Genomic DNA, 25,283 nt, shown 5'->3' with positions numbered 1-25,283 from the left:
CCGGCCCCGCCCGGGCAGGGTCCGCCGGACGGACCCGGCCCCCCACACGGCCTCCGGCCGTCACTCCAGGGTGCGGAGTGACGGCCGGAGGCGTTCCGTTCGGTCCGTCAACTGGCCTTGGCGGTACGGGAGGTGAGCCCCGAGCGGCGGCGCAGCTGCTCCGGGATGGCGGACCGCAGCCGGGCGACGGCCGGCACGGCGGGCACGACCGGCTCGGCCGGGGCGACGGCGGCCAGCCGCACCGGGCGGTGCGCGACGGCGTGTGAGAACGGCTGGGTGCGCCAGTCCAGCCCGGTGGGAAGCTTGAACAGCGCGTCGATCCCGGCCGGCTCGGCGTGCTCCGGGGCCTCGACCTCGGCCAGGTCCTCCGTCGGCGTGCCCGAGCCCGGGCAGATCGCGGGGGAGAAGGGGTTCCAGGCGGTCGGCAGCAGTGCGTGCTGCGGCAGCCGCTCCTCGTCCGCCACCAGGGCGATCGGGCGGCGGCACTCGGGGCAGTCGACCCGGAAGGCGTCCCAGTTCTCCGCCTCGCCGGGGTCGGCGCCCGGCAGGCCTTCGACCGCGAGGTCCTCGCGGCCGGTCGTATCGTCGGTCTCGTCGGCGCCCAGCACGCGCTGGTCAGTAGCAGGCATGAGGATCCCCCTAGGATCGGGCCCGGCGTGGTCGTCCAGGGCCACAACCAGCACTTCCCTGTGATCCGGACTCATAACCCTGCGGTCCCGCGCACCGTGATGCACCGGGTGTGTCCTTGGCCACACCGGATGCCACATTCATCCGGCATGTGCCCGCCCGACACCTGGGATCCCTCGCCGTGCCACCGCGTGCGCCCCCCGTGCTCCCGACCGGGTAGGTTTGCGCACTGTGGAGGATCTCGACCAACGCATCGTCCAGCTGCTCCTCGAGGACGGGCGGATGAGCTACACGGACCTGGGCAAGGCCACCGGCCTGTCCACCTCGGCGGTGCACCAGCGGGTGCGCCGCCTCGAACAGCGCGGGGTGATCCGCGGCTACACCGCGATCATCGACCCCGACGCGGTCGACCTGGCGCTGACCGCCTTCATCTCGGTCAAACCCTTCGACCCGAGCGCCCCGGACGACACCCCCGAGCGGCTGGCCGGCCTGCCCGAGATCGAGGCCTGCCACAGCGTCGCGGGCGACGAGAACTACATCCTCAAGGTCCGCGTCGGCGCGCCCGGCGACCTGGAGGACCTGCTGGCCCGCATCCGCAGCGCCGCCGGCGTCTCCACCCGCACCACCGTCGTCCTGTCCACCCCCTACGAGGCACGACCCCCGAAGCTCTGACCGGTGCCGGGCGGGGTGCAGACTTGGTCGCATGACCGAAAGCACCCTCCCTCCTGGCCCGTCCGCGGGCAGGAGGGGCCCACGAACCGTCCTGCTGCGCGGCGGCGCCGTCTACAGCCCCGCCGACCCCTTCGCCACCGCGATGCTCGTGGAGGGCGGGCACGTTGCCTGGGTCGGCAGCGACGGCGCCGCCGAGGCCTACGCCGCGACCGCCGACGAGGTCGTCGAGCTGGACGGCGCCCTGGTCACCCCCGCCTTCGTGGACGCCCACGTGCACGCCACCGCCACCGGCCTGGCGCTCACCGGCCTCGACCTCACCGGCTGCCCCTCACTGGCCGCGGCGCTGGCCGCCGTCACCGCCTTCGCACAGGCCCGGACCGAGCCCGGCGGGGTGCTGATCGGCCACGGCTGGGACGAGACCGGCTGGCCCGAGGGCCGCCCGCCGACGCTCGCCGAGCTGGACGCCGCCGCCGGCGGCGCCGCGCTCTACCTCTCCCGCACCGACGTGCACTCCGCGCTCGCCACCACCGCGCTGCGCGAGCTCACCGAGGGCCTGGCCGACAGGCCCGGCTTCGACCCGCAGGGCCCGCTCACCAGGGACGCCCACCACGCCGTGCGGCGGACCGCGCTGGCCCGGCTCACCCCCGAGCAGCGCCGCCGCGCCCAGCGCGCCACCCTGGCCCGGGCCGCCGAGCTCGGCATCGGCGCCCTGCACGAGTGCGCCGGCCCGGAGATCTCCTCGGAGGCCGACCTGGCCGCCCTGCTGGCCCTGGCCGCCGACGGCGAGGGCCCGGAAGTCTTCGGCTACTGGGGCGAGTTGGGCGGGATCGAGACCGCCCGCCGGCTGGCGGCGACGGGCGTCGGCGGCGACCTCTTCGTGGACGGCGCGCTCGGCTCGCGCACCGCCTGCCTGCACGCCCCGTACGCCGACGCCGCGCACACCGGCACCGCCTACCTGAGCGCCGAGCAGGTCGCCGACCACGTCGCCGCCTGCACCGAGGCCGGGCTCCAGGCCGGCTTCCACGCCATCGGCGACGCGGCCGTCAGCGCCGTGGTCGAGGGCGTCCGGGCGGCCGGCGCCCGGGTCGGCGCCGACCGGGTCAAGGCCCTGCGCCACCGCGTCGAGCACGCCGAGGCCCTCGACGACAAGGCCATCGCCGCCTTCGCCGAGCTCGGGCTGACCGCCTCCGTCCAGCCCGCCTTCGACGCCGCCTGGGGCGGCCCCGAGGGCATGTACGTCCAGCGCCTGGGCGCCGAGCGGGCCGCCGGGCTCAACCCGTACGCCGCGCTGCTGCGGGCCGGCGTCCCGCTGGCCTTCGGCTCCGACGCGCCCGTCACCCCGCTCGACCCCTGGGGGACCGTCCGCGCGGCGGCCTTCCACCGGACCCTGGAGCACCGGATCTCGGTGCGGGCCGCCTTCACCGCCCACACCCGGGGCGGCTGGCGCGCCGTCGGCCGGGACCAGGACGGCGTGCTCGTCCCCGGCGCGGTCGCCAGCTTCGCGATCTGGGCGGCGGGCGACCTGGTCGTCCAGGCCCCGGACTCCCGGGTGGCCGGCTGGTCCACCGACCCGCGCTCCGGCACCCCCGGCCTGCCCGACCTCACCCCCGGCCACCCGCTGCCGACCTGCCTGCGCACCGTGGTCCGCGGCCGTACGGTGTACCAGCGGTAAACCCCGTGCGACGGCCGGCGGGCCGGCCCTAGATTGATCACCATGGCCGACCTGGTACCCGCCGACTTCACCGTCCCGCGCGAGCTGCTCGCCCCGGAGTTCCGCCTGGAACCCCTGGGCGAGCAGCACAACGCCTCCGACCACGCCGCCTGGACGGGCTCCGTCGCCCACATCCGCGCCACCCCCGGCTGGGCCGGCCGCGGCTGGCCGCCCGCCGACGGGATGCCCCTGGAGCGGAACCTCGACGACCTGCGCCGGCACGCCGCCGACTTCCAGGCCCGCACCGGCTTCACCTACACCGTCCTGGAACCGGACGGCGACGAGGTCATCGGCTGCGTCTACATCCACCCGGACCGCGAGGACCCGTCGGTGGTCTCGGTCAGCTCCTGGGTCCGGGCCGACCGCGCCCACCTGGACGCCCCGCTGTACCGCGCCGTCTCCGCGTGGCTCACCGGGCACTGGCCGCTGCGGGAGTTCCGCTACGCCCCGCGGTGATCCCGCCCGGGCGGGCTCAACCACCCTGACCTCACGGGCCGCCGACGTTCCGGGGTACCTTCTTCGCACAGCGTCCGAACAGCAAGCCCCAGGAAGATGGTGCGCCGGTGGCCACTCCCGTCACCCAGGAACGGTCCGAGGCCTCACCCGGGCCGCAGGACCGGGCGCCCCGTCCGAGCCGCGCGGCCCGCGCGCTCGCCAAGGTCCGCGCCGGGCTCCCGCGCACCGGCCTCGCCGCCCTGGCCGGCCTGCTGCTGGCGTTCGCCTTCCCGCCGTACGACCTGTGGCCGCTGTCGCTGCTCGGTGTCGCCGCGCTGTCGCTGCTCACCCGCGGCCGCACCTTCCGCCAGGGCCTGTGGACCGGCTTCGCCTTCGGCCTGCCGTTCTTCCTGATGCTGCTCAGCTGGCTGCGGGTGGTCGGCTGGGACGCCACGGTCGGCCTGTCGGTCGTGGAGGCGCTGTTCCTGGCCCTGCTCGGCGGCGCCCTGGCCGTCACCTCCCGGCTGCCCGGGTGGCCGCTCTGGGCGGCCTGCCTGTGGATCACCCAGGAGTGGGCCCGCGACCGGCTGCCGCTGGGCGGCTTCCCCTGGGGCCGGCTCGCCTTCGCCAACACCGCGACCCCGTACACCCCGCTGGCCGCGCTCGGCGGCGCGCCGCTGGTGACCTTCGCGGTCGCGCTGTCCGGCGCGCTGCTGGCCGGCGCCGTGCTGCGGCTGCGCGGGCCCGCGAGGGCGCCGAGGGCGGCCGCCCTGGCGGCGCTCGGCGCGGTGGCCGCGCTGCTGGCCGGCTACCTCGTCCCGGTGCCCACGGCCGCCGCCGACACCGTCAGGGTCGCCATCGTCCAGGGCAACGTGCCCAACCCGGGCATGGACTTCCTGGGCCGCCCGATGATGGTCCTCAACAACCACGCCTCGGCCACCGAGCGGCTCGCCGCCGACGTCCGGGCCGGCCGGGTGGAGCGCCCCGACCTCGTGATCTGGCCGGAGAACTCCTCCGACCTCGACCCCTTCAGCGATCCGCTGGCCCGCCTGCGGATCGACGAGGCCGTCCGGGCGATCGGCGTGCCCACCCTGGTCGGCACCCTGGTGGACGGCCCGGACGCCCAGCACGTCCAGAACGAGGGCATCGTCTGGGACCCGGTTACCGGGCCCGGCGCCTCCTACACCAAGCAGCACCCCGTCCCGTTCGGCGAGTACGTGCCCTTCCGGGCCCAGCTGATGAAGGTGATCACCCGCCTCCAGCGGGTCGCCCGGGACTTCTACCCCGGCGACCACAACGGCGTGATGCAGCTCGGCCCGGCCCGGATCGGCGACGTGATCTGCTTCGAGGTCGCCTACGACGAGATCGTCCGCGACACCGTGGACAGCGGCGCCCGGGTGCTGGTCGTCCAGACCAACAACGCGACGTACGCCAGGACCGGCCAGCCCGAGCAGCAGCTGGCGATGAGCCGGCTGCGGGCCGTCGAGCACGGCCGGGCGGTGCTGATCGCCGCCACCAGCGGCATCAGCGCGGTGATCGGCCCGGACGGCAGTGTCCGGCAGCGCACCGAGGAGCTGACGGCGGCCGAGCTGTCCGCCACCGTCCCGCTGCGCGACGGCACCACCGTGGCCGACCGGGTCGGCGCGGCCCCGGAGTGGACGCTGGCCGTCGGCGGCCTGCTGGCCTGCGGCGCGGCGGTGCTGATCGGCCGCCGCGGGAGGGGGGCCGCCGGAACACCCGCCGGAAGGGAATCGTTGGACCAGGTGGTGCCGTAGCCGGCCCGGACCTCCCGAGCGGCGCGCAGAGCACCGCTTGGAGTGGATTCGTACCGTGACCCAGCAAGCTACCCCCACCCGTCCGGCCCCGCGCAGCAGGCTCCGCCGGGTGCTGCCGCTGCTGATCACCGCCTGGCTGGTGCTGGAGATCTGGCTGCTGGTCCAGGTCGGCTCGTGGCTGGGCGGCTTCACCGTCGTGCTGCTGCTGCTCGCGGGCGCCCTGATCGGCGGCTCGCTGATCAAGCGCGCCGGGCTGAAGGCGCTGTCGGCGGCGATCGACCAGAGCCGGAACCCGCAGTCCCAGCAGCCGCAGACTGGCACCAGCATGACCGTGCTGGCCGGGCTGCTGCTGATCGTCCCCGGCTTCCTGTCGGACCTGCTGGCCCTGACGCTGCTGCTGCCGCCCACCCGGGCGCTGTGGCGGGCGGTGGGGCGCCGGGCCGCGGACAAGGCGCTGCGCAGCGCCTCCGCCGTGGGCACCGACCCGTTCGCGGACGCGGTGCGCCTCCAAGAGCAGCTGCGCATCCACCGCCCGGACGGCAAGGTGATCCAGGGCGAGGTCGTGGACCCGGAGCCCGGCCCGCGCGGTCCGCAGGGCCCGGACACCGGCTACCGGCCGCCGATCGCCGGCTGACCGGCACCGTCCCCCCGGACGCTCCCGGGTGCGCGGCCGTGCCGCCCCCGGGCCTCCGGCTGCCCGGACGGGCGGGCGGGCGGGCGGCGGACGGCGAGAACGGCGGCGGCCGGGGCGGGACGCGCAGGCCGCGCGGCAGGCGGCGCCGCACCGGCAACGCGAAAGGGACCCTGGTGACCAGGGTCCCTTTTCGCGTCCTCCCGCCCGCGGCGGGAGCGAGGTGTGTCAGGCGCTCTTGCGGGTGTCCCGCGGGTGCACCGCGAGGTTCATCCCACCGGAGCGGAGCACGGCCAGCCGCTCGGCCAGCACCTCCTCCAGCTCCTCGCGCGTACGGCGCTCCATCAGCATGTCCCAATGGGTGCGCGTCGGCTTGATCTTCTTCTCCTCCGGCTCGTCGCCGTCGAGAAGCGCCGCCTCCTGGCCACAGAAGCGGCATTCCCAGGTCGCGGGGATCTCCGCCTCGACCGAGAAAGGAACCTCGAAACGGTGTCCGTTCTGACATGCGTACTCGACGGTCTGGCGGGGAGCCAGATCGATACCACGGTCGGTCTCGTAGCTAGTGGCCCCGAGTCGCGTGCCGCGGAGAGCTCGCTCGCTCATGAATCGTGCCTCCCGGGCTTATGGCCCACAGGACTAGTGGTCGCTGTTCTTCGTCGTTCGGTCAACGCTCGGCTTCCGACGAAGATTCCCGTCCCGGGACATGCGTCGTCTGTAGTGCCGCCCCTGTTTGTACCCACCAGCGCCCGATTTGTCACATCTGACTGGTGATATCGCCCCAGGTGTCACCTATTTCACATCCGGTGATGGTGCGGACTTTCCGTGACGAGCGTACCGGGACGGGATCCGGTGGCGGGCGGCGCCCCCGGCGGACGCCGCCGGCGCCGGGCCCGGCCGGCGCTCAGGAGATCGGGCGTGAACGGACCATCGGCTCGCCCTTGACCAGGTCGACCGGACGGGCCGGCGCGGCAGGATCGGCCGCGGGGACCGCCGGCGGTCGCTCCGGGCGGGGCGGTACGGCGGCGGGCGGCTCGGTGCGGCCGTCCCGGTGCGGCAGCAGGGCGATCACCGCGTCCCGCAGCGCGGCCGGGGCCTCCTCGTCCAGCGGGTCGACGGTGGCGGGCACCTGGAGCCGCACCGGGGCGCCGCTGCCGATCCGGGCGTAGCCGCGGCCGACCGGCGCGTGCGAGGCCGGGGCGATGTCCAGCGGGGCGCCGAGCGCCTCGCGCCCCGCGTCGGGGCCGGCCGGGCCGAGCACCACGCGGGCCCGGGTGGTGGCGCGCACGGTGGGGGTGAGCCGGTCCCGGGCGTCGAGGTCGTCGGCGACGACCACGGTGACCCGGGCGGCCCGGCCGTGCCGCAGCGGGAGCTCCAGCAGGTCCTGCGGGTCGGGGCGGCCCTCGGCCTGGGCGAGCTCGCTCAGCTCGGTCGGGTGGTCCAGCAGCAGCCACAGCGGCCGGGTGACGTCCTCGGGCGGGGCGCTGCCGGCGTGCCGGGCGGCGTTCAGCGCGGCGAGCCGCCGCTCGGTCTCGCCGACGGCCCAGTCCAGGGCGGCCAGCGCGCCGTGCAGGCTGGTCTCCACGGTGTGCACGCCGGGCCGGTTCACCAGGCAGGCGTGCTCGCCGGTGCCCGCGCCGTCGACCACCACCAGGTCCGCGTACGGGAGGGCCTGGAGGGCGACCGAGCGCAGCAGGCTGGAGGTGCCGTAGCCGGTGACGCCGAGCACCAGCAGGTGGGGCTCGGAGGAGCGCGGGCCGGTGCGCCAGACCACCGGCGGCTGCTGGACGGTCGTACCGCCCCGGGAGACCGGGATGGTGCGGGCGGTGCCGTCCTCGTCGGTGAAGCCGAGCACGATCTCGCCGGGGGCGGCCACGAAGCGCTGGGCGGTGATGTCGGCGGGCAGCGGGGCGAGCGCGGTGACCCGCAGCCGGTTGGACTCCTCCTCCCAGTCGAAGCGGTACTCGCGGGCCCGGCCGGCCTTGCCCTGGACCACCTGCTCGATCCGGGCCCGGGCGGCCGGCTCGGTGTCGGTGAAGTAGGCGGGGTAGGTCATCTCCAGCCGGGTGAGCCGGCCCTCGGCGTCGAACTCCCAGGCGCTGAAGGCGCTGCGGTAGCTGCCCTCGAAGCGGTACAGCGGGTTGGCGTCCTCGGGGCCGCACAGGTACGGGGTGAGGGCCGAGTAGAGGGCGGAGAGCTTGACGTCGGCGACGTCGGGGGCGGGCGGCGCGGGCGCGGCCCTGGGCGCCCGGCCGGCCCAGGCGGCGCTGGCCATCAGGGCGATCAGGGCGAACAGCAGGCCGTGCGGCAGCAGGTAGACGCCGATCGCCAGGGCGGCGGTCAGGAACAGCGTGGGGCCGCGGCGCTCCTTCGGGGTCTCCTGCCAGCGGGACCTGGCCCACTCGGCGTGGTGGCGCAGCCCGCGGCCGATGACGGAGAGCGGGGCGAACATGTCGGAGGCGTGGTCCCCGGCGGTCCGGGCGATCGCGCGGCCCTTGCTGAGGTGGCGGTGGAGCGGCATTCCTTGACTCCCCGGGCGGTGGGACGGGTGGGGTGGGGGCGCGGTGGGGAACGACGGGGCCCGGGGCGGTGGGATCCGCGCCCGGGCCGGTCGGGGAGGGTGGGGCGGTCAGAACCTGATGCCGCTGAGCAGGCTGGCGAGGCTCGCGCCGCCCGCGGTGATGCTGGGCGCGATCGAGGATCCGGCGATGTAGAAGCCCAGGAGGGCGCAGACGATGGCGTGGGAGACCTTCAGTCCGTCGCGGCGGAAGAAGAGAAAGGCGATGGTGCCGAACAGGACGATGCCGGAAATCGAGAGGATCACGTTCCGCTCCTCAGGAAGGGGGGACAAGCGGGGGTGCTACGGAAAGTTCACTAATCGTGACAAAAAGTAATAGATGATGGAACGGTGCAAATGGGTGGTTCTGCCGTCCGATGCCGTTCCGGTGGCCGGGAATCGGTCGGGAGGCGGTCGGGCAGCCGGCCGGGGTGGGGCCGGGGCTCGGGGGATTCGGTGCCCCAGGCATTCCCGGGCGGCGGCCGGGAAGCTTCCGGGGGGTCCGGGAAGTTCGCTCGAATGGCTGCGCGACGCGCGTGGCCGGGCGTCGTGGCGGACACGGGCCGTCATCCGGTTCCGGGCGCCCGCTGGTCCGTCGCGGCTCCGGCCGCTACCGTGCCCTGGGCGCAGCCCCGCCACCGTCCGACGATCCGAGGAAAGGCCGCCCGCCATGACCGACGCCACCAGCCCGCAGCCCGCCGACACCCCCGACGCCGAGGTGATCGCGCTGGCCGGGAAGCTCTTCGACGCCGCCCGCGCGGGGGAGACCGACACCCTGTCCGCCTACCTGGACGCCGGCGCCCCGGCCGACCTCACCAACGACCGCGGCGACACCCTGGTGATGCTCGCCGCGTACCACGGCCACGCCGCCACCGTGGCGGAGCTGCTGCGGCACGGCGCCGACCCGAACCGCGCCAACGACCGCGGCCAGACCCCGCTGGCCGGCGCCGTCTTCAAGGGCGCCGCGGACGTGCTCGACGTGCTGCTGGCCGGCGGCGCCGACCCGAAGGCCGGCGTCCCGAACGCGGTGGACACCGCCCGGATGTTCGGCAAGGAGGACCTGGTCGCCCGGTTCGAGGCCCGCTGAGCGGGGGTCGTAGGCTCTTCCGACATGAGCACCAGCACCGCCCCGGACACCGGCACCGTCGAGTTCCGCGTCACCGGCTACGCCCACCCCGACGCCCAGGCCCTGTCGGCGGAGGTGCAGCAGGAGTACGTGCGCCGCTACGGGGACCCGGACGAGACCGTCATGCGCCCCGAGGACTTCGAGGCGCCGGCCGGCCTGTTCCTGATCGCCTACCTGGACGGCCGCCCGGTCGGCTGCGGCGGGTGGCGGGCCAAGCAGGCCGGCCCGGACGGCCTGCGCGAGGGCGACGCCGAGCTGAAGCGGATGTTCGTGGTCCCGCAGGCCCGCGGCCGCGGTCTGGCCCGCGCGGTGCTCCGCCGGCTGGAGCGCACCGCCGTCGAGGCCGGGCGCACCCGCTTCGTCCTGGAGACCGGCACCGAGCAGCCGGAGGCCGTCGCGCTGTACCGCTCCGAGGGCTACGACGCGATCCGCAAGTTCGGGATCTACAAGGACCACCCGCAGAGCATCTGCCTCGGCAAGCAGCTGGTGCCATAACCCGGGGCGGGGCGGGGAAGCCTCCTGTCGGCCCGAGGAGGGGCGGATGAGCCATCCGGCAGCTGGACCCGACGCACCCGGAGCCGACCGGCTCCCCGCCCTGGCCGCGCCCGGTGGGCACCTGGACCGGCTGGTCGCGGCCGGCGCGCGCACCGTCGGGGCGGGCGCCGTCTGGGCCGTCGGCGACGCCCGGGGCACGCTCGGCGGCGGTGCCCACGGCGCGCTCGGGCAGGGGCCGTACGCGCGGCTGCGGCCCGGCCCGGACACCCTGTACGACCTCGCCAGCCTCACCAAGGTCGTCGCGCTCTGGCCCTGCGCCGGGGCGCTGCGGCAGGCGGGCCGGCTCCCGCTGGACGAACCGCTCGGCCGCTGGTGGCGGCCGGCCGCCGGGCACCCCGCCGGGACGGTGACGGCCCGTCAGCTCCTCACCCACACCGCCGGGATGCTCCCGTACACCCGGTTCGAGCAGCTCTACGGGCGGGGCCGCGCCGCGGTCCGGGCCGGCGTCCTGGCCGCACCGCTGCACCGGCCACCGGGCACCGCCGTCGAGTACACCGACCGGGCCGCCGTACTGCTCACCCACCTCGTGGAGGACCTCGGCGGCGCCCCGCTCGACCGGCTCGCCGCGCGCTGGGCCTGGGGCCCGCTGGGCATGGCCGACACCCGCTACGGACCGCTCGGCGCCGCGCTCACCGCCCGGACTGCGCCCACCGAGTACGAGGCGGGCACCGGCGCCCACCTGCGCGGCGTCGTCCACGACCCCTCGGCCCGGCTGCTCGGCGGGGTCTCCGGCAACGCCGGGGCCTTCTCCACCGCCCGCGACCTCGCCCGCTTCCTCACCGCGCTGCTCGCCCCGCCGCCCGGGCTGCCCTGGGGCGGGGCCTGGATCGAGGAGTCGCTGCGCGAGCAGACCGGCGGCCTCGAACCCGCCCGCGGACTGTCCTGGCTGTGCGCCCCCGGCACCGCCCCGGCCGAGGGCACCTTCGTCCACTACGGCTTCACCGGCACCGGCTTCTGGGTGTCCCGGCGGCTCGGCCGCTGGGCCCTGCTGCTCACCAACAAGGTGCACTACGACCGGGGGATCCGGGAGCTCACCGACCTGCGCAACGCCTTCCGGCGGGCCGTGTTCGGCTGAGGCCCGCCCCTCGGCACTCCTTCGGGTGGATTCGGTGCGAACCGCCCCTCCCGGCGCCGCGGGCGCGGCAGAGTGGCCCTGACGACAGGGGTGCGGCTGAGGAGGCGCGATGACGGACACCTGGGCACTCTCGGAGGAGGAGTGGCTCGCCGGGCTGGTGCGCGCCTACGTCGGGTGCAGCGTGCTGCTCACCGACGAGGAGGGCAAAGTCCTGCTGCTGAAGGCCAGTTACCGCGACCAGTGGCAGTTCCCCGGCGGCGGGATGGATCCGGGCGAGGGGCCCGCCGAGTGCGCGGCCCGCGAACTGTACGAGGAGACGGGGCTGTCGGCCGGGCCGCTGCGGCTGCTCGTGGTGGAGTGGCGCGACGCGATCCCCGACCAGGGCGAACACGCCCACCCCGCCGTGCAGTTCATGTTCGACGGCGGGACGGTCCCGGCCGGGGCGGTGGTGCGGGCCCAGGCCGAGGAGATCGCCGACCACGGCTACTTCACCCCGGCCCGGGCGGCCGCCCTGCTGCAGCCCGGTGCGGCGCGCCGGCTCACCGGGGCCCTGGAGGCCCGGCGGACGGGCGCCGCGGCGCTGCTGCACTCCGACGGGTACGTGGGCTGACGCCCGGTCAGAGCAGGGTGCTCCAGTAGTACCAGAACCGGTTGAGGACCAGCAGCGCGATCACCGCCGCCCACAGCACCGGCAGCGCCCAGTGGTAGCGCGCCGCCTCCCGGGCGGCCACCGCCATCCGCGGGCCGACCGGGATCACGCCCGAGCGCAGGTTGTGCAGCGTGGTGTACCAGAACAGCACCACCACCGTCGCCCACACCACCATGCAGTACGGGCAGAGCGCGCCGATGTCGTACAGCGCCTGGTAGACCAGCCAGTGCGCGAACACCACGCCCGCCGCGGTGCCCGCGTTCAGCCCCAGCCAGAACCACCGCCGGTACCCGGCGCCGGCCAGCAGCCCCGCGCCGATCGCCGCCAGCGCGCCGAAGGCGGCCAGCCCGAGCAGCGGGTTCGGGAAGCCGAAGACCTCCGCCTGCTCGGTGCGCATCACCGAGCCGCAGCTGATGATCGGGTTGAGGTTGCAGTTGGGGACGTAGGACGGGTCCTCCAGGATGCGGAGCTTGTCGAAGGTCAGGACGGCCGAGGCGGCCAACCCGACCAGCCCGCCGAGGAACAGCAGGACGGCGTAGGCCCGGCTCGCGCCGAGCGGGGCCCGGGCGGCGACGGGAACGGAGCGGGACGGGTGCACGGTGGTAGCGGCGGACATGGCAGCACACTCCGGAGGCTGGCTGGGAGGAGCCGGCCCGGCCGGGAGTTCGGCCGGGCCGGGTGGTGCCGTACGTGCGGTGCGGGCGGTGCGGGCCTACTGGAGGCCGGCGGCCTGCTTCACCTGAGCGGTGAACTGCTCCGGCGGGACGACGGAGTTGCCGGCGAACAGGGTGATCTGCTTGCCGTCCACCTTCACGGTCGGCGTGCCGGTCACCCCGCTGTCGTTGAAGGCGTCGGCGACCTTGGCCGCCCACGGCGCGTAGGTCCGGTCGGTGACGGCCTTCACGAAGGCGTCCGTCTTCAGGCCCGGCACCTGGCCGGCCAGGTCCAGGAGGTGGTTGACGTCGCCGAAGCCGTCCTCGCGCTCGTCCGGCTGGTTGGCGTACAGCACGTCGTGGAACGCCTTGAACTGGTCCACGCCCTCGTTCAGCGCGGCGCCGACGGCGGCCAGCGCGGTGCGCGAGCCCTTGCCGCCGAGGTTCTTGTCCAGGAAGGCCGCCAGGTGGAACTCCACCTTGATCTGGCCGTCCTCGGTGAGCTTCCTGACGGTCTCGCCGTTCGCCGCCTCGAAGTGCTTGCACACCGGGCAGCGGAAGTCCTCGTAGATCGCCATGGTGTGCGGAGCGTCGGCCTTGCCGTAGGTGACCACCGTGCCGTCCGGGCCGGAGGCGTTGGCCGGCACGACCAGCGGCGCCGAGGCGGCGGCGGAGGAGGAGTCCTTCTTGTCCGAGGCCGAGCCGATCGCGACGGCGACACCGCCGGCGAGGGCGAGCACGACGACGGCGGAGACCGCCACCACGATCCGCTGGCGGCGCTTGGCGGCCTGCTGCTCGCGGCGCTGCGCCTCCTGGATCCGCTCACGGGCACTGATGCGCTTGGCCTGCTGCTTGCTGGGGGCCTGAGCCATGGGGAGTCAACTCCTGTACGCGGCGCGCGGGTGCGCGCGGGAAGCCGCAGCTGCTGCGGCGGGGTCGGTGAACGCGGGAGTCGTGCGCACTGCCTGCGGGCGTACCGGGGCCGTCCGGCCGGGTACGGGGGCCCGGAAGGGGCCGGTGATCAGCAGGCAGGCGCGAAGGCGGGCGGGCCGCGGCGGGGCGCCGGGCTCAGCACCACGTCCTCGCGGCGCGGCCGCGCACGGTCCGACACCGGCAGCGGCACCCGCAGCACCGGACGGACCGGAGCCGGGAGCAGCAGGGCGACCAGGGCGCGCAGCGGACCGGTCAGCGACCGGCGCAGCGCGCGCAGCGCCCGGGCCAGGCCGGACAGGGCGGCATCGCCCATCCGCAGCCAGGCGGACGCGGCCAGCGCGACCACCAGGTGTACCAGCAGGAGCAGCAGCTGGGTCGCGGCGGGGGCCAACTGCCCGGTGTGGCCCAGCGGGCCGCTCAGCAGCGAGCCGTCCACCGAACCGCCGCCGCAGACCAGCAGGTTCACCCCGCGGGCGGGCACCTGGCCGGTCAGCACCGGCGAACAGCCGGCCTGGCCCAGGTTGAACGTCGTGTTGAGCAGCAGCTCGACCGGCACCATCACGCCGGAGATGTGCAGCAACCGCCGCTCCCCGCCGGCCAGGACGGCGGCGACCAGGAAGACGACGGCACCGGCCGTGGCCACCAGCGACAGCGGCAGCGGACGGCCCGTGATGACCACCTGGCCCAGCGCGGCCATCGGCACGGCGAGCGCGGTGAACACCGCGGCCCGCAGGGCCCTGGTCGCGTGGGAGGAGGTCGTCACGCTCCGGAGTATGCCATGGCCCTCGCATCCCGCACGAGGGCCCGTAGGTCCCTGTCCCGCCCGGCGCGCTCCCGGCGGCCCGCGGGCTAGCCTGGAAGGACCCGACAAGGGGGCGAGCGCGCATGGCGAAACCCGGGACCACGGTGGGTCAGGTGCTGCTGGCCCGCGTCGAGGAGCAGGCGGCGGCACTGGCCGGCCTGGACGACGCCGTCCGGGCGGACGAGCCGGACGCCGTGCACCGGATGCGGGTCGCCTGCCGCCGGCTGCGCAGCGCCCTGCGGACCTTCCGGCGGCTGTTCGCCCCCGGCGCCACCGACGGGCTGGTCGCCGAGTTGCGCTGGCTGGCCGGCGAGCTCGGCGCGGCGCGCGACCACGAGGTGCTGGCCGCGCGGCTGGCCGCCGAGGCCCGCGAACTGCCCGCCGCGTGCGGGCCGGAGCGGGTCGCGGCCGCGCTGGAACGGTGGGGCGAGGCGGAGTACCGGCGGATCCGGCCCGCGGTGCTCGCCGCCCTGGACAGCCCCCGCCGCCGGGCCCTCGGCGAAGCCCTCGCCGCCCTCCTCGCCGACCCTCCGCTGCGCCGGCGGGCGGGCCGCGCCGCCGTCCCGGAGCTCTCCCGGATCGCCGCCCGCGAGCAGGACCGCACCGCCGAGCGGGTCCGCACCGCCCTCGCCGCCGACCCGGCCGACCGGGACGCCGCCCTCCACGCCGCCCGCAAGGCGGCCAAGCGCGCCCGCTACGCCGGCGAGACCGCCGCCCCGGTGGTCGGCGCCCGGGCCGAGCGCTACGCGAAGCGGATGAAGGCCGTCCAGGACGTGCTGGGCGAGCACCAGGACGCCGTCGTCGCGGCGGGCACCCTGGCCGCCCACGCGGCGGGCAGCGGCGAGCCCTTCGGCTACGGCGTGCTGTACGGCCGCCAGCTGGCCGCCCGGGAGGCCGCCCGCAGCCGGCTGCCGGACGCCTGGCGCCGGGCGGGCAAGCGGAAGCGGGCCCGGTTCGGGTAGCGGGTGTCAGCGGGGGTGGAGGCCCGCGGAGCGGGCGGCCTCGCGCAGCAGGTCCCGGAGCATCGCGGGGGTGAGGCGGCCGGTGTTGGTGTTGCGCGGACTGACGTGGTAGCAGCCGTACATCCGCAGCTCGGGGCCGCCGTCCCGGGCCGGGAAGGCGGCCACGGCGGCGTGGCCGAAGGCGGGCCGCGGGCGGGGGAGGAGCCACCCGGCGTCCGCGATCACCGGCAGCATCGCCTGCCAGGCGAAGCCGCCGAGGGCGACGACGGTGCGCACGGTGGGGCGCATCAGCTCCAGCTCCCGGGCGATCCACGGCCGGCAGGTGTCGCGCTCCGCGGTGCTGGGCCGGTTGTCCGGCGGGGCGCAGCGGACCGGGTCGGTGATCCGGACGCCGGACAGCTCCAGGCCGTCGCCGTACCGGACGGACTCGGGGCGGTTGGCCAGCCCGAGGTCGTACAGGGTGGCGTAGAGCAGGTCGCCGGAGGGGTCGCCGGTGAAGATCCGGCCGGTGCGGTTGGCGCCGTGGGCGGCGGGGGCGAGGCCGACCAGGACGAGCGGGGCGTCCGGCGGGCCGAAGCCGGGGATGGGGCGGGCCCAGTAGTCCCAGTCCAGGTAGGCGCGGCGCTTGGTCCGGGCCGACTCCTCGCGCCAGGCGACCAGGCGCGGGCAGGCGCGGCAGCCGGTGACGACGCGGTCCAGGGCGGCGAGGCCGCCGGAGCGCGCGGCCGCCTCGGCGGGGTGGCGGGGGTCTTCGGGGTCGCGGGCGGGGTCGTGGGCGGACTTGTCGTCGGGTTCGTCGGCGGGGGAGGGGTGCACGGCCACGGTCGAGATCCTAGCGAGCCGGTGCGCACCGGACGTTCGTTCCGGTGCCGTGCGGGCAGGCGTAGCGTGGAATCAGTTGCTCCGGTGGCCCCCGGCCGGTCCGGGCCGGCGGCGGCCGGAGGCGCCGGTGCGCGCGCAGGCCGCGAGGAGGCCGCGATGATCGTCGATGCGGTGCTGGGTGCCCTGGGAGGGCTCGCCGGGCTGGGGGCGGTCTGGGCGGGCCTGAGCATCAGGGTCGTCCAGCAGTTCCAGAAGGGCGTGGTGTTCCGCTTCGGGCGGGTGCGCGAAGCCGTGCGCGGTCCGGGGCTGGTGGTGCTGGTGCCGGTCGCGGACCGGCTGCGCCGGGTGAACGTGCAGATCGTGACGATGCCGATCCCGGCGCAGGAGGGCATCACCCGGGACAACGTGACCGTGCGGGTGGACGCGGTGGTCTACTTCCGGGTGGTGGACCCGGTGAAGGCGACCGTCAACGTGCAGGACTACAACTTCGCCATCTCGCAGGTCGCGCAGACCTCGCTGCGCTCGATCATCGGCAAGAGCGAGCTGGACGACCTGCTGGCCAACCGGGAGCCGATCAACCAGGGGCTGGAGCTGATGATCGACAGCCCGGCGCTCGGCTGGGGCATCGAGATCGACCGGGTGGAGATCAAGGACGTGGCGCTGCCGGAGTCGATGAAGCGCTCGATCGCCCGGCAGGCGGAGGCCGAGCGGGAGCGGCGGGCCCGGATCATCACGGCGGACGGCGAGTACCAGGCCTCGGAGCGGCTGTCGGAGGCCGCGGCGGTGATGAGCGCGACCCCGGCCGCGCTCCAGCTGCGGCTGTTGCAGACCGTGGTGGAGGTGGCCGCGGAGAAGAACTCGACCCTGGTGCTGCCCTTCCCGGTGGAGCTGCTGCGCTTCCTGGACAGCGCGACGGAGGTGCAGCAGCGCAACCTCCTGGCGGCCGCGGCGACGGCGGCCGGGGCGAAGGCCGCGGAGGAGGCGGTGGAGAGCGGCGAGGTCGACGAGGCGGAGCCCGAACCGGACCGGGCCAGGCACGACCTTCCGCCGCTGGAAGAGGTGCTGGAGCAGCCGCCGCCGGCCCTCGGGCAGTCGCCGGACGGGCGCCCCGAGCGCGCCGGCGGCGAGCGGCCGGAGGGCGGCGGCCAGGGCCCGGACGGGCAGGGGTGACGGGCAGGGGTGAGCGGAGCGGGCCCCGGTGGCGTCGGGGATCCGCGCGGACCACGATGGACGGGGGACGGGAAGCCAGGTCAGGAGGCGGACCATGACCAGAGCCAGCGACATCATGCACCCGGGCGCGGAGTGCATCCGCGAGCACGAGACGCTCGCGGCCGCCGCCCGGACCATGCGGGAGCGCCATGTGGGCGCCCTGCCCATCTGCGGGCCGGGCGACAGGCTGCTGGGGATCGTGACCGACCGCGACATCGTGCTGCGCTGCGTCGCCGAGGGCCGTGACCCGGCGTCGGTGACGGCGGGCGAGCTGGCGCAGGGGCGGCCGATGACGGTGGAGGCGGACGAGGACTGCGAGCAGGTGCTGCGGGTGATGGAGCAGTACCAGGTGCGCCGGCTGCCGGTCATCAACCACCCCGAGCACAAGCTGGTCGGCATGATCAGCGAGGCGGACATCGCGCGCGGCCTGCCGCAGGCGAGGGTCGCCGAGTTCGTCTCGGCGGTCTGCGCGGAGGAGGCGCCCGCGGGGGCGGCCCAGGGCTGAACCTGCGCCGTCCGACGGCCCCCGCCCCCCCGGGCGGGGGCCGCGGGCCGTCACCCCAGGGCGTAGACGGCGGTGGCGTGGGCGGCGGGTTCCTCGGCGCCCTCCGGGGCGAGGGCGACGTCGAGGAAGGCGATCCGGCGGCCGAGCCTGGTGATCCGGGCCCGCACCATGACGTCCTGGTCGAGCACCGCCCGCTGGAAGCTGGTGGACTGCTGGACGGTGGTCATCGGGCCGAAGCCGCCGCGGGCGGCCGACAGGGCGATCACGCAGGCCGTGTCGGCGGCGGCCATCAGCGCCTGGCCGGACAGTGCGCCGCCGTCCCGGGCGAGCCGGTCGGACCAGGGCAGCCGCAGGACGGCGTGCCGCTCGCCGGTTTCGACGGTCGACAGCCCCAGGGCCTGCACCCAGGGGGCGAAGCGGTCAGCCAGCAGTGCGTCGGCCTCGGCGGGGGTGAGGGTCATCGCGCCATTGTGCCGGGGTGCCGGCGGGCTGTCAGGAGGGCCGCGCGGCCGGGGTGTCGAGGTGGTGGCGCGGTACCGCGCGCAGCTCGTCCGGGCCGATCGGGTCGGGGTGCTGGACGGCCCGGAGGGTGAGGCCGTCGGAGGGCGGAGAGCCGGCGGGCCTCCGGGCCGAGGCCGGGGCCGGCGGCCGGGCCGGTGGAGCGCTCGGTTCCGGTGAGGACGCTTCCCACCAGCGGCGACGCGCAGGACGGCGACGGCGACGGCCTGGCGGCGTTCGGCGGGCGTGGGATCGCCCCCGGTGCCCCGTTCGCGCCCCAGGCGGCCGGGAGCGGGTGCGCCCCGGACCGGCTCCGCCGGTAACTTCGGTTGTCAAAGGGGGAACGGGTAACTGACGTTGTCGCCATGACGCTCGCGGAGATCACCCCTGAGGAACAGGCCGAGCCGGCCAAGGCCCTGCTCGCCGCCCTCCAGCCCGTCGCCGCCGCCGTGCGCGCCCGCGCGACCGGTGGGGCGGGCGGCGGCCACCCGAGCCGGGAGGAGGCCGCGGCGCACGCCGGGGCCTTCCTCGCGGCGCACGCTCAGGGCTGAGGCCCGCGCAGCTCCCGGGCGATCAGCTCCGCCAGGTGCAGGGCCTGCCGCCCGTCGGCGAGCTGGCTGATCTGGGTGCGGCAGCTGAAGCCGTCCGCGAGGACCACCGTCCGCGGCCCCGCGGCCCGGACGGCGGGCAGCAGCACCCGCTCGGCGACGGCCCGGGAGACCTCGAAGCGGCCCCGGGTGAAGCCGAAGTCGCCCGCCAGGCCGCAGCAGGCGGGCTCCAGCACCCGGTTGTCCAGGCCCAGCCGGGCCTCCACCCGGCGGTCGGCGGCGCTGCCGAGCACCGCGTGCTGGTGGCAGTGGGTCTGGGTGAGGGCCTCGCGCCGGATCCGCGGCAGCGGGGCGTGCGGCGCGTGCTCGTCGAGGAACTCGGCGAAGGTGCGGGTGCGCCGGGCGAGCGGGCGGCCCGGCGCGCCGAGCAGCCGGGGCAGGTCCTCGCGCAGGGCCGCGGTGCAGCTCGGCTCCAGGCCGACCACCGGGGTGTCGGCCCGGAGCCCGGCCTCGGCCACGGACCGCAGGCTGCGCCGCAGGACCCGCCGTGCGGTGCCGAGCTGGCCCGTGGAGTACCAGGTGAGGCCGCAGCAGACCGGGCCCGCGGGCAGCCGGACGTCGAAGCCCAGGTGCTCCAGCACCTCGACGGCCGAGCGCAGCACGTTCGGCTGGAGGCGGTCGGAGAAGGTGTCCGGCCACAGCAGCACCGGCGGGGCGCCGGCCGGGGCCGGGCGGTCGGCGCGGTGCCGCCGGTACCAGGCGGTGAAGGTCTCCGGCGGGAGGACCGGCAGCACCCGGCGCCGGTCGATCCCGCCGAGCCGCTTGAGCAGCCCGCCGGCCCGGGAGCGGGCGAGCGCGTTGGCGGCGCCGGGGGCGAGCGCGCCGGCCCGCAGCCACAGCGGCAGCCAGCCCGTCGAGTAGTGGGCGAGCGGGCGCGGCCGGTGCCGGTAGTGCTGGTACAGGAACTCGGAGCGGTACGTCGCCATGTCGACGTGCACCGGGCAGTCGCTCGCGCAGCCCTTGCAGCCCAGGCAGAGGTCCAGCGCCTCCCGGACCTCCTCGGAGCGCCAGCCGTCCGGGACGGCGTCGCCGCGCAGCATCTCGGCCAGCAGCCGGGCCCGGCCCCGGGTGGAGTGCCGCTCCTCGCCGGTGGCCAGGTAGCTCGGGCACATCACCCCGCTGCCCGGGGCCACGCACTTGGCGACGCCCACGCAGCGGTGCACCGCCTTCACCAGGCTGCCGCCGTCCTGCTCGTACGGGAGCGCCAGCGGCAGCGCGCGGCGCGGTGCGGTGACGAAGCGCAGGTCGGCGTCGAGCGGCCTGGGGTCGACCAGGGCGCCCGGGTTGAGCAGGTCCTCCGGATCCCACAGCCGCTTGAACTCGGCGAACAGGCCGATGACTTCGGGTGGGTACATGCGCGGCAGCAGCTGCGCGCGGGCCTGGCCGTCGCCGTGCTCGCCGGAGAGCGAACCGCCGTACGAGACCGCCAGATCGGCCGCCTGCTCCAGGAACTCCCGGAAGACCGGCACCCCTTGGGGCTCCTCCAGCGGGAAGTCGATCCGCAGGTGCACGCAGCCGTCGCCGAAGTGCCCGTACGGGACGCCGTGCAGGCCGTGCCGGCGCAGCAGGGCGCGCAGGGCCCGCAGGTAGTCGCCGAGCCGCTCGGGCGGGACGGCGGAGTCCTCCCAGCCCGGCCAGGCCTCGCCGCCGCCCGGCAGCCGGGTGACGATCCCCGCCCCCGCCTCCCGGACGGCCCACAGCTGGCGCTGCTCGGCCGGGTCGGTGACCAGGGAGACGGCGGCCGAGCGCTCCCGGCGCACCGCGTCGGCGAGTCGGCGGGCGGCCTGGTAGGCGGCCACCGGCGTGTCCCCGCCGACCTCCAGGAACAGCCAGCACTCGCCGGCGGGCAGCCGGTCCAGCGCGGGCGGGCGGGGCCCGGCGGCCAGCAGCGCGGCGACCAGGTCGGCGGCCATCCCCTCGGCGGTCAGCGGACCGTACGGCAGCAGCGCCGGGACGGCGTCGGCGGCGGCTCCCTCGTCCGGGTAGCCGGCCACCACCAGGGCCCGGGCCGGCGGGTCCTCGACCAGCCGGACGGTCGCGCCGAGCAGCAGCGCGCAGGTGCCCTCGGTGCCGGTCAGCGCCCGGGCCAGGTGGTGGCCGTGCTCGGGCAGCAGCGCGTCCAGCGGGTAGCCGGAGGTGCGGCGGGGCAGCCGCGGCATGCCCTGCCGGATGACGGCCAGGTTGCGGTCGGTGAACTCCTGCAGCCCGGTGTGGAGTTCGCCGACCCGCCCGGGCCGGGCGGCCCGCGCGGCGCGCTCCTCGGCGGTGAGCCGCCCGCCGACGGTCAGCTCGGTGCCGTCCGCGAGCAGCAGCTCCAGCCGCTCGACGTTGTCGGCGGTGCGCCCCCAGGCGAGCGAGTGCGAGCCGCAGGAGTCGTTGCCGATCATGCCGCCGAGGGTGCAGCGGCTGTGGGTGGACGGGTCGGGGCCGAAGCGCAGCCCGTACGGGCGCACGGCGCGCTGGAGGTCGTCCAGCACGGTGCCGGGCAGGACGCGCGCGGTGCGGGCCTGCGGGTCGACCTCCAGCACGCCGCCGAGGTGGCGGCGGAAGTCCAGCACCACCGCGCCCGGGCCGATCGCCTGCCCGCCGACGCTCGTCCCGGCCCCGCGCGCCACCACCGGCACCCGGTGGGCGCGGCAGAGCGCCAGCGCGGTGCGCACGTCGTCGAGGTCGGCGGGTTTGACCACGCCGAGCGGCAGCTGCCGGTAGTTGGAGGCGTCCTGGCTGTAGACGGTGCGCTCGGCGGCGTCGAAGCGCACCTCGCCGCGCAGCACGGCGGCCAGCTCACGGGCCAGGGCGGCCCCGGGGACGGCGGACGGACGGCTCACCAGGGACCTCCCGGGCGGGTGCGGCGACGGCTCCGCCGATGATCGCAGCCGCGCGGCCTCCCGGGTACCGGGCGCGGCGCCCGCCTCACCCGGGTGGGGGCCGCTTCGGCCTACTTCCGCCCGGTGAGCGTGCCGCGCGCGATGTGGGAGAGCTTGGCCACCTCGAAGGCCGGGTAGGCGCCGCCGGCCAGCAGGGAGAACTTGATCCCCTCGCGGCCGCCCGGCCGGCGGTGGCCGGGCGGCTGGAAGCGGCGGTGGTGCTCGGCGGCGCGGTGGAAGAACTGCGGCCGCTCGGCGCGGGGGACGCAGCCGGCCAGGTCGAAGACGAACAGGTAGTGCCGGATCATCCGGACGAACAGCGCCTCGCGCACCGCGTACAGGTGCGGCTGGTCCTCCAGCAGCGCGAAGCTGCGCTCGTACTGGTCGAACAGGTCGAAGACGCTGCTGCCCGGGCCGCCCGCCGGGTGGACGGTCTCCCGGCGGCGCAGCTGGACGCACTCGCGCGCCAGCACGGCGGCCCGGCGGGCGCCGAGCAGCGCCGCGTGCGCCACCGGGACCTCCTCGTAGCGGCCGGGCGGGAAGGCCAGGCCCAGCTCGGCCCAGTGGCCGCGGCGCACCAGCCGGTCCCAGACCAGCGGCGGCGCCCCGAACAGCGCGGGGCGGTCGAAGGGCGCGAAGGGCTCGGGGCCGGCCTCGGCGAGCAGCGCCTCGGCGCCGCCCGGCCAGTCCCGGCCCTGGTGCCGGCGGGAGTGGCCGAAGAGCAGCACGTCCACCGGGCCGGTCTGGCGCAGCCGGTCGGCGAGCGCCCGCAGCGCGTCCCGGGGCAGCAGGTGGTCGGCGTCCAGGAACAGCAGGTACTCGCCGGTCGCCCGGGCCGCCCCGGCGTTGCGGCTCGCTCCGACCCCGACCGCGGCGTTCAGGTGCAGCACCGAGACGTCGGGGTGCCGGGCGGCGTACGCGTCGGCGAGCGCGCCCGCGGTCTCGGGGGAGCGGTCGGCGACCACGATCACCTCGGTGCCGGGCAGGGACTGCGCGAGCAGCGAGTCCAGGCAGTCGGCGAGCTGTCCGTGCTGGTCGTAGGCGGGGACCACGACGCTGATCAGGGGTGAGGGCATGACGCCGGAGCGTAAGAGGGCCTGCGAACGGTGGCAAAGCCCTGACGGTCCGTGATTCCGGGCAATCGGTGGCAAACCGTACGGGCGTGCGCCATATCTTCACGCCGCCTTCCGGGCGTGTCCACGCCGAACGACCGCCCGCCACCTGCGGCGATGCGCGCCGGGGCCCGCGTCGCGGGTGCGTCGCGGGCCCCGCGGCGGCGGGCCGGTCCGGATCAGTACCAGTGGTGGTTCTGCCAGAAGGACCAGGCGGCGCAGGGGCTGCCGTAGCGGGTGTTCATGTAGTTGAGGCCCCACTTGATCTGGGTGGCCGGGTTGGTGCGCCAGTCGGCGCCCGCGGAGGCCATCTTGGAGCCGGGCAGGGCCTGGACCAGGCCGTAGGCGCCGGAGGAGGCGTTGACGGCGAGCGGGTTCCAGCTGCTCTCGCGGAACACGATGTTGCTGAAGCACTGGAGCTGGCCGGCCGGGACGATCTGCGCGGCGATCTGCTGCGGGGTGCCGGAGTAGGCGCTCGGGGCGGCGGCGAGCTGCTGGCGCTCCTGGGAGCGGGAGGCGGCGGCCTCCGCGTCGGCCTTGGCCTTGGCGTCCGCCTGGGCCTGCGCCTCGGCCTGGGCCTGGGCGGCCGCGTCGGCCTCGGCCTTCGCCCGGGCCTCCTGGTCGGCCTGCTCGGCGGCAGCGGCAGCGGTAGCGGCGTCGGTCTGGCCCTGGCCCTGGCCCTGGCCCTGGTCGGCGACGGCCGCGCCGTCCACCGCGACGGCGGCCACGGGGGCCGCCTCGGTGCCGGCCCCGGCCTGCGGGATGGCCAGGGCGGCGGTGGCGGCGCTCGCGACCACCAGGGTGGCGACGCCGGTGATCAGGGAGTTGCGGCGGGCATGGCTGAGCTGCATGGGGCGGACGATCCTTCTCCGTCGGGGGCCGTGCCGGTGGCACCGGCGGCGGGGCATCGCGGGGGCTCCCGGTGGGCGGGGCCCGTGCGGCCGCCCTGGACGGCCGTGGCGCCCCGGCGGTAGCGGCTGGGGCGGGCGGGCTGCGCGGCGGGGGTGGTCGGCTGCGCTGCCCGGCGACTGGCCATTCTTGGCAGGGCCGGGAGCGGCTGGCAAAGGCGTCCGCTACTACGCGGGATCGTGGCCGCAGGGTGGTCGCGGTGGGATGCGGCGCCGACGGTGCGGCGTCCGGTCCGGCTTGCCCGCCTGGGGCGGGGGCGGCGCGCGGTCCGGGATCGACGGGCGCAGGCCCTGGTGGCCTGTGTTCTTGAGGCGCGGCGAGGTGGCGCGCGCTCCGCCCGGGGCCTTCCGGCGGCCGCTTCCAGGGGGCTGCGGGCGGCCGTCCACTATCGGGGATCGTGGACGGGGATCCCGCTGTGGGCGGGTTCACAGGCGTGCGGGGCCGAGGTCGGCGCAGTGTGACCGGCCGGTGACGGCTCAGCTCGCGTACGGGTTGCCCGGGACGGGTCGCGCGGGGGTGCCGGAGAAGGCCGAGGGGTCGGGGCCGGCGGAGCGCCCGGCGGCCGGGCCGTGCTCCTGCCCGCCCTCCTCCGGCTCCTCCGCTGCGGTCGGGACGAGGTCGCGGGCCAGCAGGGTGGCACCGGCGACGGCCCCCGGCATGGCGAGCACCGTGACCAGCGGCACCAGGAAGGCCAGCACCAGCGGTGTGCCGAAACCGAGCGCCAGCCCGAGCCGGGCACGCAGCAGTCGGATCCGCTCCGGCTGGGGCACCCGGCGCCGCTGCAGGGCGACGGCCGTCAGCTCGACGGTCAGGAAGAAGCCGGACACCAGGAAGCCGAGCGCCGGGACCACCGTCTGCCCGACCACCGGGATGAAGCCGCAGGCGAACAGCAGCACGCCGAACGCGGCCACCCGCACCAGGACGTACGCGCTGTCGCGCACCGCGACCAGCAGCTCCCGCCAGAGCGCGGTGTCCGGCGGGGTGGGCGCACCGCCCTCGGTCTCGTCGACCTCGGCGCAGAGCGCCTCGTAGAAGGGCTGGCCGACCAGCAGGGTGACGGCGGTGAAGGTGAGCAGGGAGAACAGCAGGCCGCCGCCGAAGACGACGGCCGCGAGCGTGTCGCGCAGCAGGCCCCGCCAGGGGGAGGCCCAGTGGTCGGCGAACGGGGTCGCCCAGTCCGCGAGGTCCAGCGACCAGGCGCCGAGGAAGGCGAGCGCCACGACGTATCCGGCCAGGGTGAGCAGGGCCGGCAGCATCCCGAAGCCCCACCAGCGGCCGTGTCGGCCCACCCACTTCTGGCCCTCGACCAGGTACTTCGCCCCCGCCACAAGATCTCGCATGGGTGGCACCCTACGGCGTGTCTGACAATTCTCGCCGGGTGCGCGGCGCCAATTGTCAGACACGCCCTAGGGGTCGTCTTCAAAGCTGATCAAGTGATGGGCGATCATGTCGGTCATGGTGCGTCGTCATGAGTTGTCGGATGCCGAGTGGGCTGTGTTGTCGCGGTTCCTGCCCGCTTCGGGGGTGGCCGGTCGTCCGCGTTCGGACGACCGGCTGGTGCTGAACGGGATCGTGTGGAAGCTGCGGACCGGT

General features: G+C 76.1%; 27 protein-coding genes. 14 read left to right on the top strand and 13 right to left on the bottom strand.

Annotation, left to right across the window (positions count from 1 at the left end; all coding sequences use genetic code 11):
• Window positions 1-107: 107 nt before the first annotated feature.
• On the bottom strand, window positions 108-629 hold the full coding sequence (locus tag ACH5AR_RS32905; RefSeq protein WP_396305190.1) for a hypothetical protein: 522 nt from the start codon (window positions 627-629) through the stop codon (window positions 108-110).
• Between the two features lie 229 nt (window positions 630-858).
• Between ACH5AR_RS32905 and ACH5AR_RS32900 the strand changes: the two genes are divergently transcribed.
• The 5 genes from ACH5AR_RS32900 to fxsA all read left to right on the top strand — a co-directional run bounded on the left by ACH5AR_RS32900 (window position 859) and on the right by fxsA (window position 5,854).
• The gene (locus ACH5AR_RS32900) at window positions 859-1,299 is read left to right on the top strand and encodes an Lrp/AsnC family transcriptional regulator (protein ID WP_045694655.1); all 441 of its coding nucleotides are present in this window, start codon (window positions 859-861) and stop codon (window positions 1,297-1,299) included.
• Window positions 1,300-1,330: 31 nt separating this feature from the next.
• Window positions 1,331-2,971: an amidohydrolase gene (locus ACH5AR_RS32895; RefSeq protein WP_396305189.1), complete on the top strand. Its 1,641-nt coding sequence runs from the start codon at window positions 1,331-1,333 to the stop codon at window positions 2,969-2,971.
• A 42-nt stretch (window positions 2,972-3,013) separates the two neighbouring features.
• Entirely contained in the window at window positions 3,014-3,466 is a 453-nt protein-coding gene (locus tag ACH5AR_RS32890; protein ID WP_396305188.1) for an N-acetyltransferase, read from the top strand.
• 107 nt (window positions 3,467-3,573) lie between these two features.
• The gene (gene lnt, locus ACH5AR_RS32885) at window positions 3,574-5,220 is read left to right on the top strand and encodes an apolipoprotein N-acyltransferase (protein WP_396305187.1); all 1,647 of its coding nucleotides are present in this window, start codon (window positions 3,574-3,576) and stop codon (window positions 5,218-5,220) included.
• Between the two features lie 55 nt (window positions 5,221-5,275).
• The gene (fxsA, locus tag ACH5AR_RS32880; protein WP_396305186.1) at window positions 5,276-5,854 is read left to right on the top strand and encodes an FxsA family membrane protein; all 579 of its coding nucleotides are present in this window, start codon (window positions 5,276-5,278) and stop codon (window positions 5,852-5,854) included.
• A 225-nt stretch (window positions 5,855-6,079) separates the two neighbouring features.
• On the opposite strand, the gene ACH5AR_RS32875 is transcribed toward fxsA, so the two are convergent.
• The 3 genes from ACH5AR_RS32875 to ACH5AR_RS32865 all read right to left on the bottom strand — a co-directional run bounded on the left by ACH5AR_RS32875 (window position 6,080) and on the right by ACH5AR_RS32865 (window position 8,672).
• The gene (locus ACH5AR_RS32875) at window positions 6,080-6,454 is read right to left on the bottom strand and encodes an RNA polymerase-binding protein RbpA (RefSeq protein WP_049655293.1); all 375 of its coding nucleotides are present in this window, start codon (window positions 6,452-6,454) and stop codon (window positions 6,080-6,082) included.
• A gap of 298 nt (window positions 6,455-6,752) precedes the next feature.
• Complete coding sequence (locus ACH5AR_RS32870; protein WP_396305185.1) at window positions 6,753-8,369, bottom strand: hypothetical protein; 1,617 nt, start codon at window positions 8,367-8,369, stop codon at window positions 6,753-6,755.
• A 108-nt stretch (window positions 8,370-8,477) separates the two neighbouring features.
• Window positions 8,478-8,672 (bottom strand): hypothetical protein, encoded by a 195-nt coding sequence (locus tag ACH5AR_RS32865; RefSeq protein ID WP_188300502.1) that lies wholly within the window; start codon window positions 8,670-8,672, stop codon window positions 8,478-8,480.
• 403 nt (window positions 8,673-9,075) lie between these two features.
• On the opposite strand from ACH5AR_RS32865, the gene ACH5AR_RS32860 reads away from it, so the two are divergent.
• From ACH5AR_RS32860 to ACH5AR_RS32845, 4 genes are all read left to right on the top strand, one after another.
• Window positions 9,076-9,492, top strand: coding sequence for an ankyrin repeat domain-containing protein (locus tag ACH5AR_RS32860; protein ID WP_396305184.1), 417 nt, complete (start codon window positions 9,076-9,078; stop codon window positions 9,490-9,492).
• Between the two features lie 24 nt (window positions 9,493-9,516).
• Window positions 9,517-10,026 carry a GNAT family N-acetyltransferase gene (locus tag ACH5AR_RS32855; protein WP_396305183.1) on the top strand — a complete coding sequence of 170 codons (510 nt, stop codon included), beginning with the start codon at window positions 9,517-9,519 and terminating at the stop codon, window positions 10,024-10,026.
• A 46-nt stretch (window positions 10,027-10,072) separates the two neighbouring features.
• Window positions 10,073-11,161, top strand: coding sequence for a serine hydrolase domain-containing protein (locus ACH5AR_RS32850; protein WP_396305182.1), 1,089 nt, complete (start codon window positions 10,073-10,075; stop codon window positions 11,159-11,161).
• A 109-nt stretch (window positions 11,162-11,270) separates the two neighbouring features.
• Window positions 11,271-11,771 carry an NUDIX domain-containing protein gene (locus tag ACH5AR_RS32845; protein WP_396305181.1) on the top strand — a complete coding sequence of 167 codons (501 nt, stop codon included), beginning with the start codon at window positions 11,271-11,273 and terminating at the stop codon, window positions 11,769-11,771.
• A gap of 7 nt (window positions 11,772-11,778) precedes the next feature.
• Here the strand turns inward: ACH5AR_RS32845 and ACH5AR_RS32840 are convergent, their stop codons facing one another.
• From ACH5AR_RS32840 to ACH5AR_RS32830, 3 genes are all read right to left on the bottom strand, one after another.
• On the bottom strand, window positions 11,779-12,426 hold the full coding sequence (locus ACH5AR_RS32840) for a vitamin K epoxide reductase family protein (protein WP_396305180.1): 648 nt from the start codon (window positions 12,424-12,426) through the stop codon (window positions 11,779-11,781).
• Between the two features lie 96 nt (window positions 12,427-12,522).
• Window positions 12,523-13,335 carry a DsbA family protein gene (locus ACH5AR_RS32835; RefSeq protein WP_396305179.1) on the bottom strand — a complete coding sequence of 271 codons (813 nt, stop codon included), beginning with the start codon at window positions 13,333-13,335 and terminating at the stop codon, window positions 12,523-12,525.
• Window positions 13,336-13,484: 149 nt separating this feature from the next.
• On the bottom strand, window positions 13,485-14,159 hold the full coding sequence (locus ACH5AR_RS32830) for a hypothetical protein (protein ID WP_396305178.1): 675 nt from the start codon (window positions 14,157-14,159) through the stop codon (window positions 13,485-13,487).
• Window positions 14,160-14,281: 122 nt separating this feature from the next.
• On the opposite strand from ACH5AR_RS32830, the gene ACH5AR_RS32825 reads away from it, so the two are divergent.
• The gene (locus ACH5AR_RS32825; protein ID WP_396305177.1) at window positions 14,282-15,160 is read left to right on the top strand and encodes a CHAD domain-containing protein; all 879 of its coding nucleotides are present in this window, start codon (window positions 14,282-14,284) and stop codon (window positions 15,158-15,160) included.
• Window positions 15,161-15,166: 6 nt separating this feature from the next.
• Here the strand turns inward: ACH5AR_RS32825 and ACH5AR_RS32820 are convergent, their stop codons facing one another.
• Complete coding sequence (locus ACH5AR_RS32820) at window positions 15,167-15,976, bottom strand: uracil-DNA glycosylase (protein WP_396305209.1); 810 nt, start codon at window positions 15,974-15,976, stop codon at window positions 15,167-15,169.
• A gap of 162 nt (window positions 15,977-16,138) precedes the next feature.
• Between ACH5AR_RS32820 and ACH5AR_RS32815 the strand changes: the two genes are divergently transcribed.
• Together ACH5AR_RS32815 and ACH5AR_RS32810 are read left to right on the top strand one after the other, a co-directional pair.
• Window positions 16,139-17,152: a slipin family protein gene (locus ACH5AR_RS32815; RefSeq protein WP_396305176.1), complete on the top strand. Its 1,014-nt coding sequence runs from the start codon at window positions 16,139-16,141 to the stop codon at window positions 17,150-17,152.
• Window positions 17,153-17,246: 94 nt separating this feature from the next.
• Entirely contained in the window at window positions 17,247-17,696 is a 450-nt protein-coding gene (locus ACH5AR_RS32810) for a CBS domain-containing protein (RefSeq protein WP_396305175.1), read from the top strand.
• A 50-nt stretch (window positions 17,697-17,746) separates the two neighbouring features.
• On the opposite strand, the gene ACH5AR_RS32805 is transcribed toward ACH5AR_RS32810, so the two are convergent.
• Entirely contained in the window at window positions 17,747-18,157 is a 411-nt protein-coding gene (locus tag ACH5AR_RS32805; protein ID WP_396305174.1) for a PaaI family thioesterase, read from the bottom strand.
• Between the two features lie 402 nt (window positions 18,158-18,559).
• Between ACH5AR_RS32805 and ACH5AR_RS32800 the strand changes: the two genes are divergently transcribed.
• Window positions 18,560-18,745 carry a hypothetical protein gene (locus ACH5AR_RS32800; RefSeq protein ID WP_396305173.1) on the top strand — a complete coding sequence of 62 codons (186 nt, stop codon included), beginning with the start codon at window positions 18,560-18,562 and terminating at the stop codon, window positions 18,743-18,745.
• Here the strand turns inward: ACH5AR_RS32800 and ACH5AR_RS32795 are convergent.
• From ACH5AR_RS32795 to ACH5AR_RS32780, 4 genes are all read right to left on the bottom strand, one after another.
• Window positions 18,736-21,630, bottom strand: coding sequence for an FAD-binding and (Fe-S)-binding domain-containing protein (locus ACH5AR_RS32795; RefSeq protein ID WP_396305172.1), 2,895 nt, complete (start codon window positions 21,628-21,630; stop codon window positions 18,736-18,738). The two genes, ACH5AR_RS32800 and ACH5AR_RS32795, sit on opposite strands and share 10 nt — an antisense overlap.
• Before the next feature lie 110 nt (window positions 21,631-21,740).
• Entirely contained in the window at window positions 21,741-22,745 is a 1,005-nt protein-coding gene (locus ACH5AR_RS32790; RefSeq protein WP_396305171.1) for a glycosyltransferase family 2 protein, read from the bottom strand.
• Between the two features lie 215 nt (window positions 22,746-22,960).
• On the bottom strand, window positions 22,961-23,632 hold the full coding sequence (locus ACH5AR_RS32785; RefSeq protein WP_396305170.1) for a transglycosylase SLT domain-containing protein: 672 nt from the start codon (window positions 23,630-23,632) through the stop codon (window positions 22,961-22,963).
• A 534-nt stretch (window positions 23,633-24,166) separates the two neighbouring features.
• Window positions 24,167-25,030, bottom strand: a complete 864-nt coding sequence (locus tag ACH5AR_RS32780) for an EI24 domain-containing protein (protein ID WP_396305169.1) — start codon at window positions 25,028-25,030, stop codon at window positions 24,167-24,169.
• Window positions 25,031-25,136: 106 nt separating this feature from the next.
• Here ACH5AR_RS32780 and ACH5AR_RS32775 point away from each other — a divergent pair.
• Window positions 25,137-25,283, top strand: a 147-nt coding sequence (locus ACH5AR_RS32775; RefSeq protein ID WP_396305208.1) for a transposase, incomplete at its 3' end; no start/stop codon positions are given.

The sequence above is a fragment of the Kitasatospora sp. NPDC018619 genome (assembly GCF_044391605.1).
Taxonomy (GTDB): domain Bacteria; phylum Actinomycetota; class Actinomycetes; order Streptomycetales; family Streptomycetaceae; genus Kitasatospora.
Note: the sequence above shows the minus strand (reverse complement) of the source record. Positions and strands in the feature narration are given on the sequence as shown.

Coding starts and splice junctions, on each gene's coding strand:
- ACH5AR_RS32905 (WP_396305190.1), bottom strand. CDS start 629: ATGCCTGCTACTGACCAGCGCGTGCTGGGCGCCGACGAGACCGACGAT.
- ACH5AR_RS32895 (WP_396305189.1), top strand. CDS start 1,331: ATGACCGAAAGCACCCTCCCTCCTGGCCCGTCCGCGGGCAGGAGGGGC.
- ACH5AR_RS32890 (WP_396305188.1), top strand. CDS start 3,014: ATGGCCGACCTGGTACCCGCCGACTTCACCGTCCCGCGCGAGCTGCTC.
- ACH5AR_RS32875 (WP_049655293.1), bottom strand. CDS start 6,454: ATGAGCGAGCGAGCTCTCCGCGGCACGCGACTCGGGGCCACTAGCTAC.
- ACH5AR_RS32870 (WP_396305185.1), bottom strand. CDS start 8,369: ATGCCGCTCCACCGCCACCTCAGCAAGGGCCGCGCGATCGCCCGGACC.
- ACH5AR_RS32860 (WP_396305184.1), top strand. CDS start 9,076: ATGACCGACGCCACCAGCCCGCAGCCCGCCGACACCCCCGACGCCGAG.
- ACH5AR_RS32855 (WP_396305183.1), top strand. CDS start 9,517: ATGAGCACCAGCACCGCCCCGGACACCGGCACCGTCGAGTTCCGCGTC.
- ACH5AR_RS32850 (WP_396305182.1), top strand. CDS start 10,073: ATGAGCCATCCGGCAGCTGGACCCGACGCACCCGGAGCCGACCGGCTC.
- ACH5AR_RS32845 (WP_396305181.1), top strand. CDS start 11,271: ATGACGGACACCTGGGCACTCTCGGAGGAGGAGTGGCTCGCCGGGCTG.
- ACH5AR_RS32840 (WP_396305180.1), bottom strand. CDS start 12,426: ATGTCCGCCGCTACCACCGTGCACCCGTCCCGCTCCGTTCCCGTCGCC.
- ACH5AR_RS32835 (WP_396305179.1), bottom strand. CDS start 13,335: ATGGCTCAGGCCCCCAGCAAGCAGCAGGCCAAGCGCATCAGTGCCCGT.
- ACH5AR_RS32825 (WP_396305177.1), top strand. CDS start 14,282: ATGGCGAAACCCGGGACCACGGTGGGTCAGGTGCTGCTGGCCCGCGTC.
- ACH5AR_RS32815 (WP_396305176.1), top strand. CDS start 16,139: ATGATCGTCGATGCGGTGCTGGGTGCCCTGGGAGGGCTCGCCGGGCTG.
- ACH5AR_RS32810 (WP_396305175.1), top strand. CDS start 17,247: ATGACCAGAGCCAGCGACATCATGCACCCGGGCGCGGAGTGCATCCGC.
- ACH5AR_RS32805 (WP_396305174.1), bottom strand. CDS start 18,157: ATGACCCTCACCCCCGCCGAGGCCGACGCACTGCTGGCTGACCGCTTC.
- ACH5AR_RS32800 (WP_396305173.1), top strand. CDS start 18,560: ATGACGCTCGCGGAGATCACCCCTGAGGAACAGGCCGAGCCGGCCAAG.
- ACH5AR_RS32790 (WP_396305171.1), bottom strand. CDS start 22,745: ATGCCCTCACCCCTGATCAGCGTCGTGGTCCCCGCCTACGACCAGCAC.
- ACH5AR_RS32785 (WP_396305170.1), bottom strand. CDS start 23,632: ATGCAGCTCAGCCATGCCCGCCGCAACTCCCTGATCACCGGCGTCGCC.
- ACH5AR_RS32780 (WP_396305169.1), bottom strand. CDS start 25,030: ATGCGAGATCTTGTGGCGGGGGCGAAGTACCTGGTCGAGGGCCAGAAG.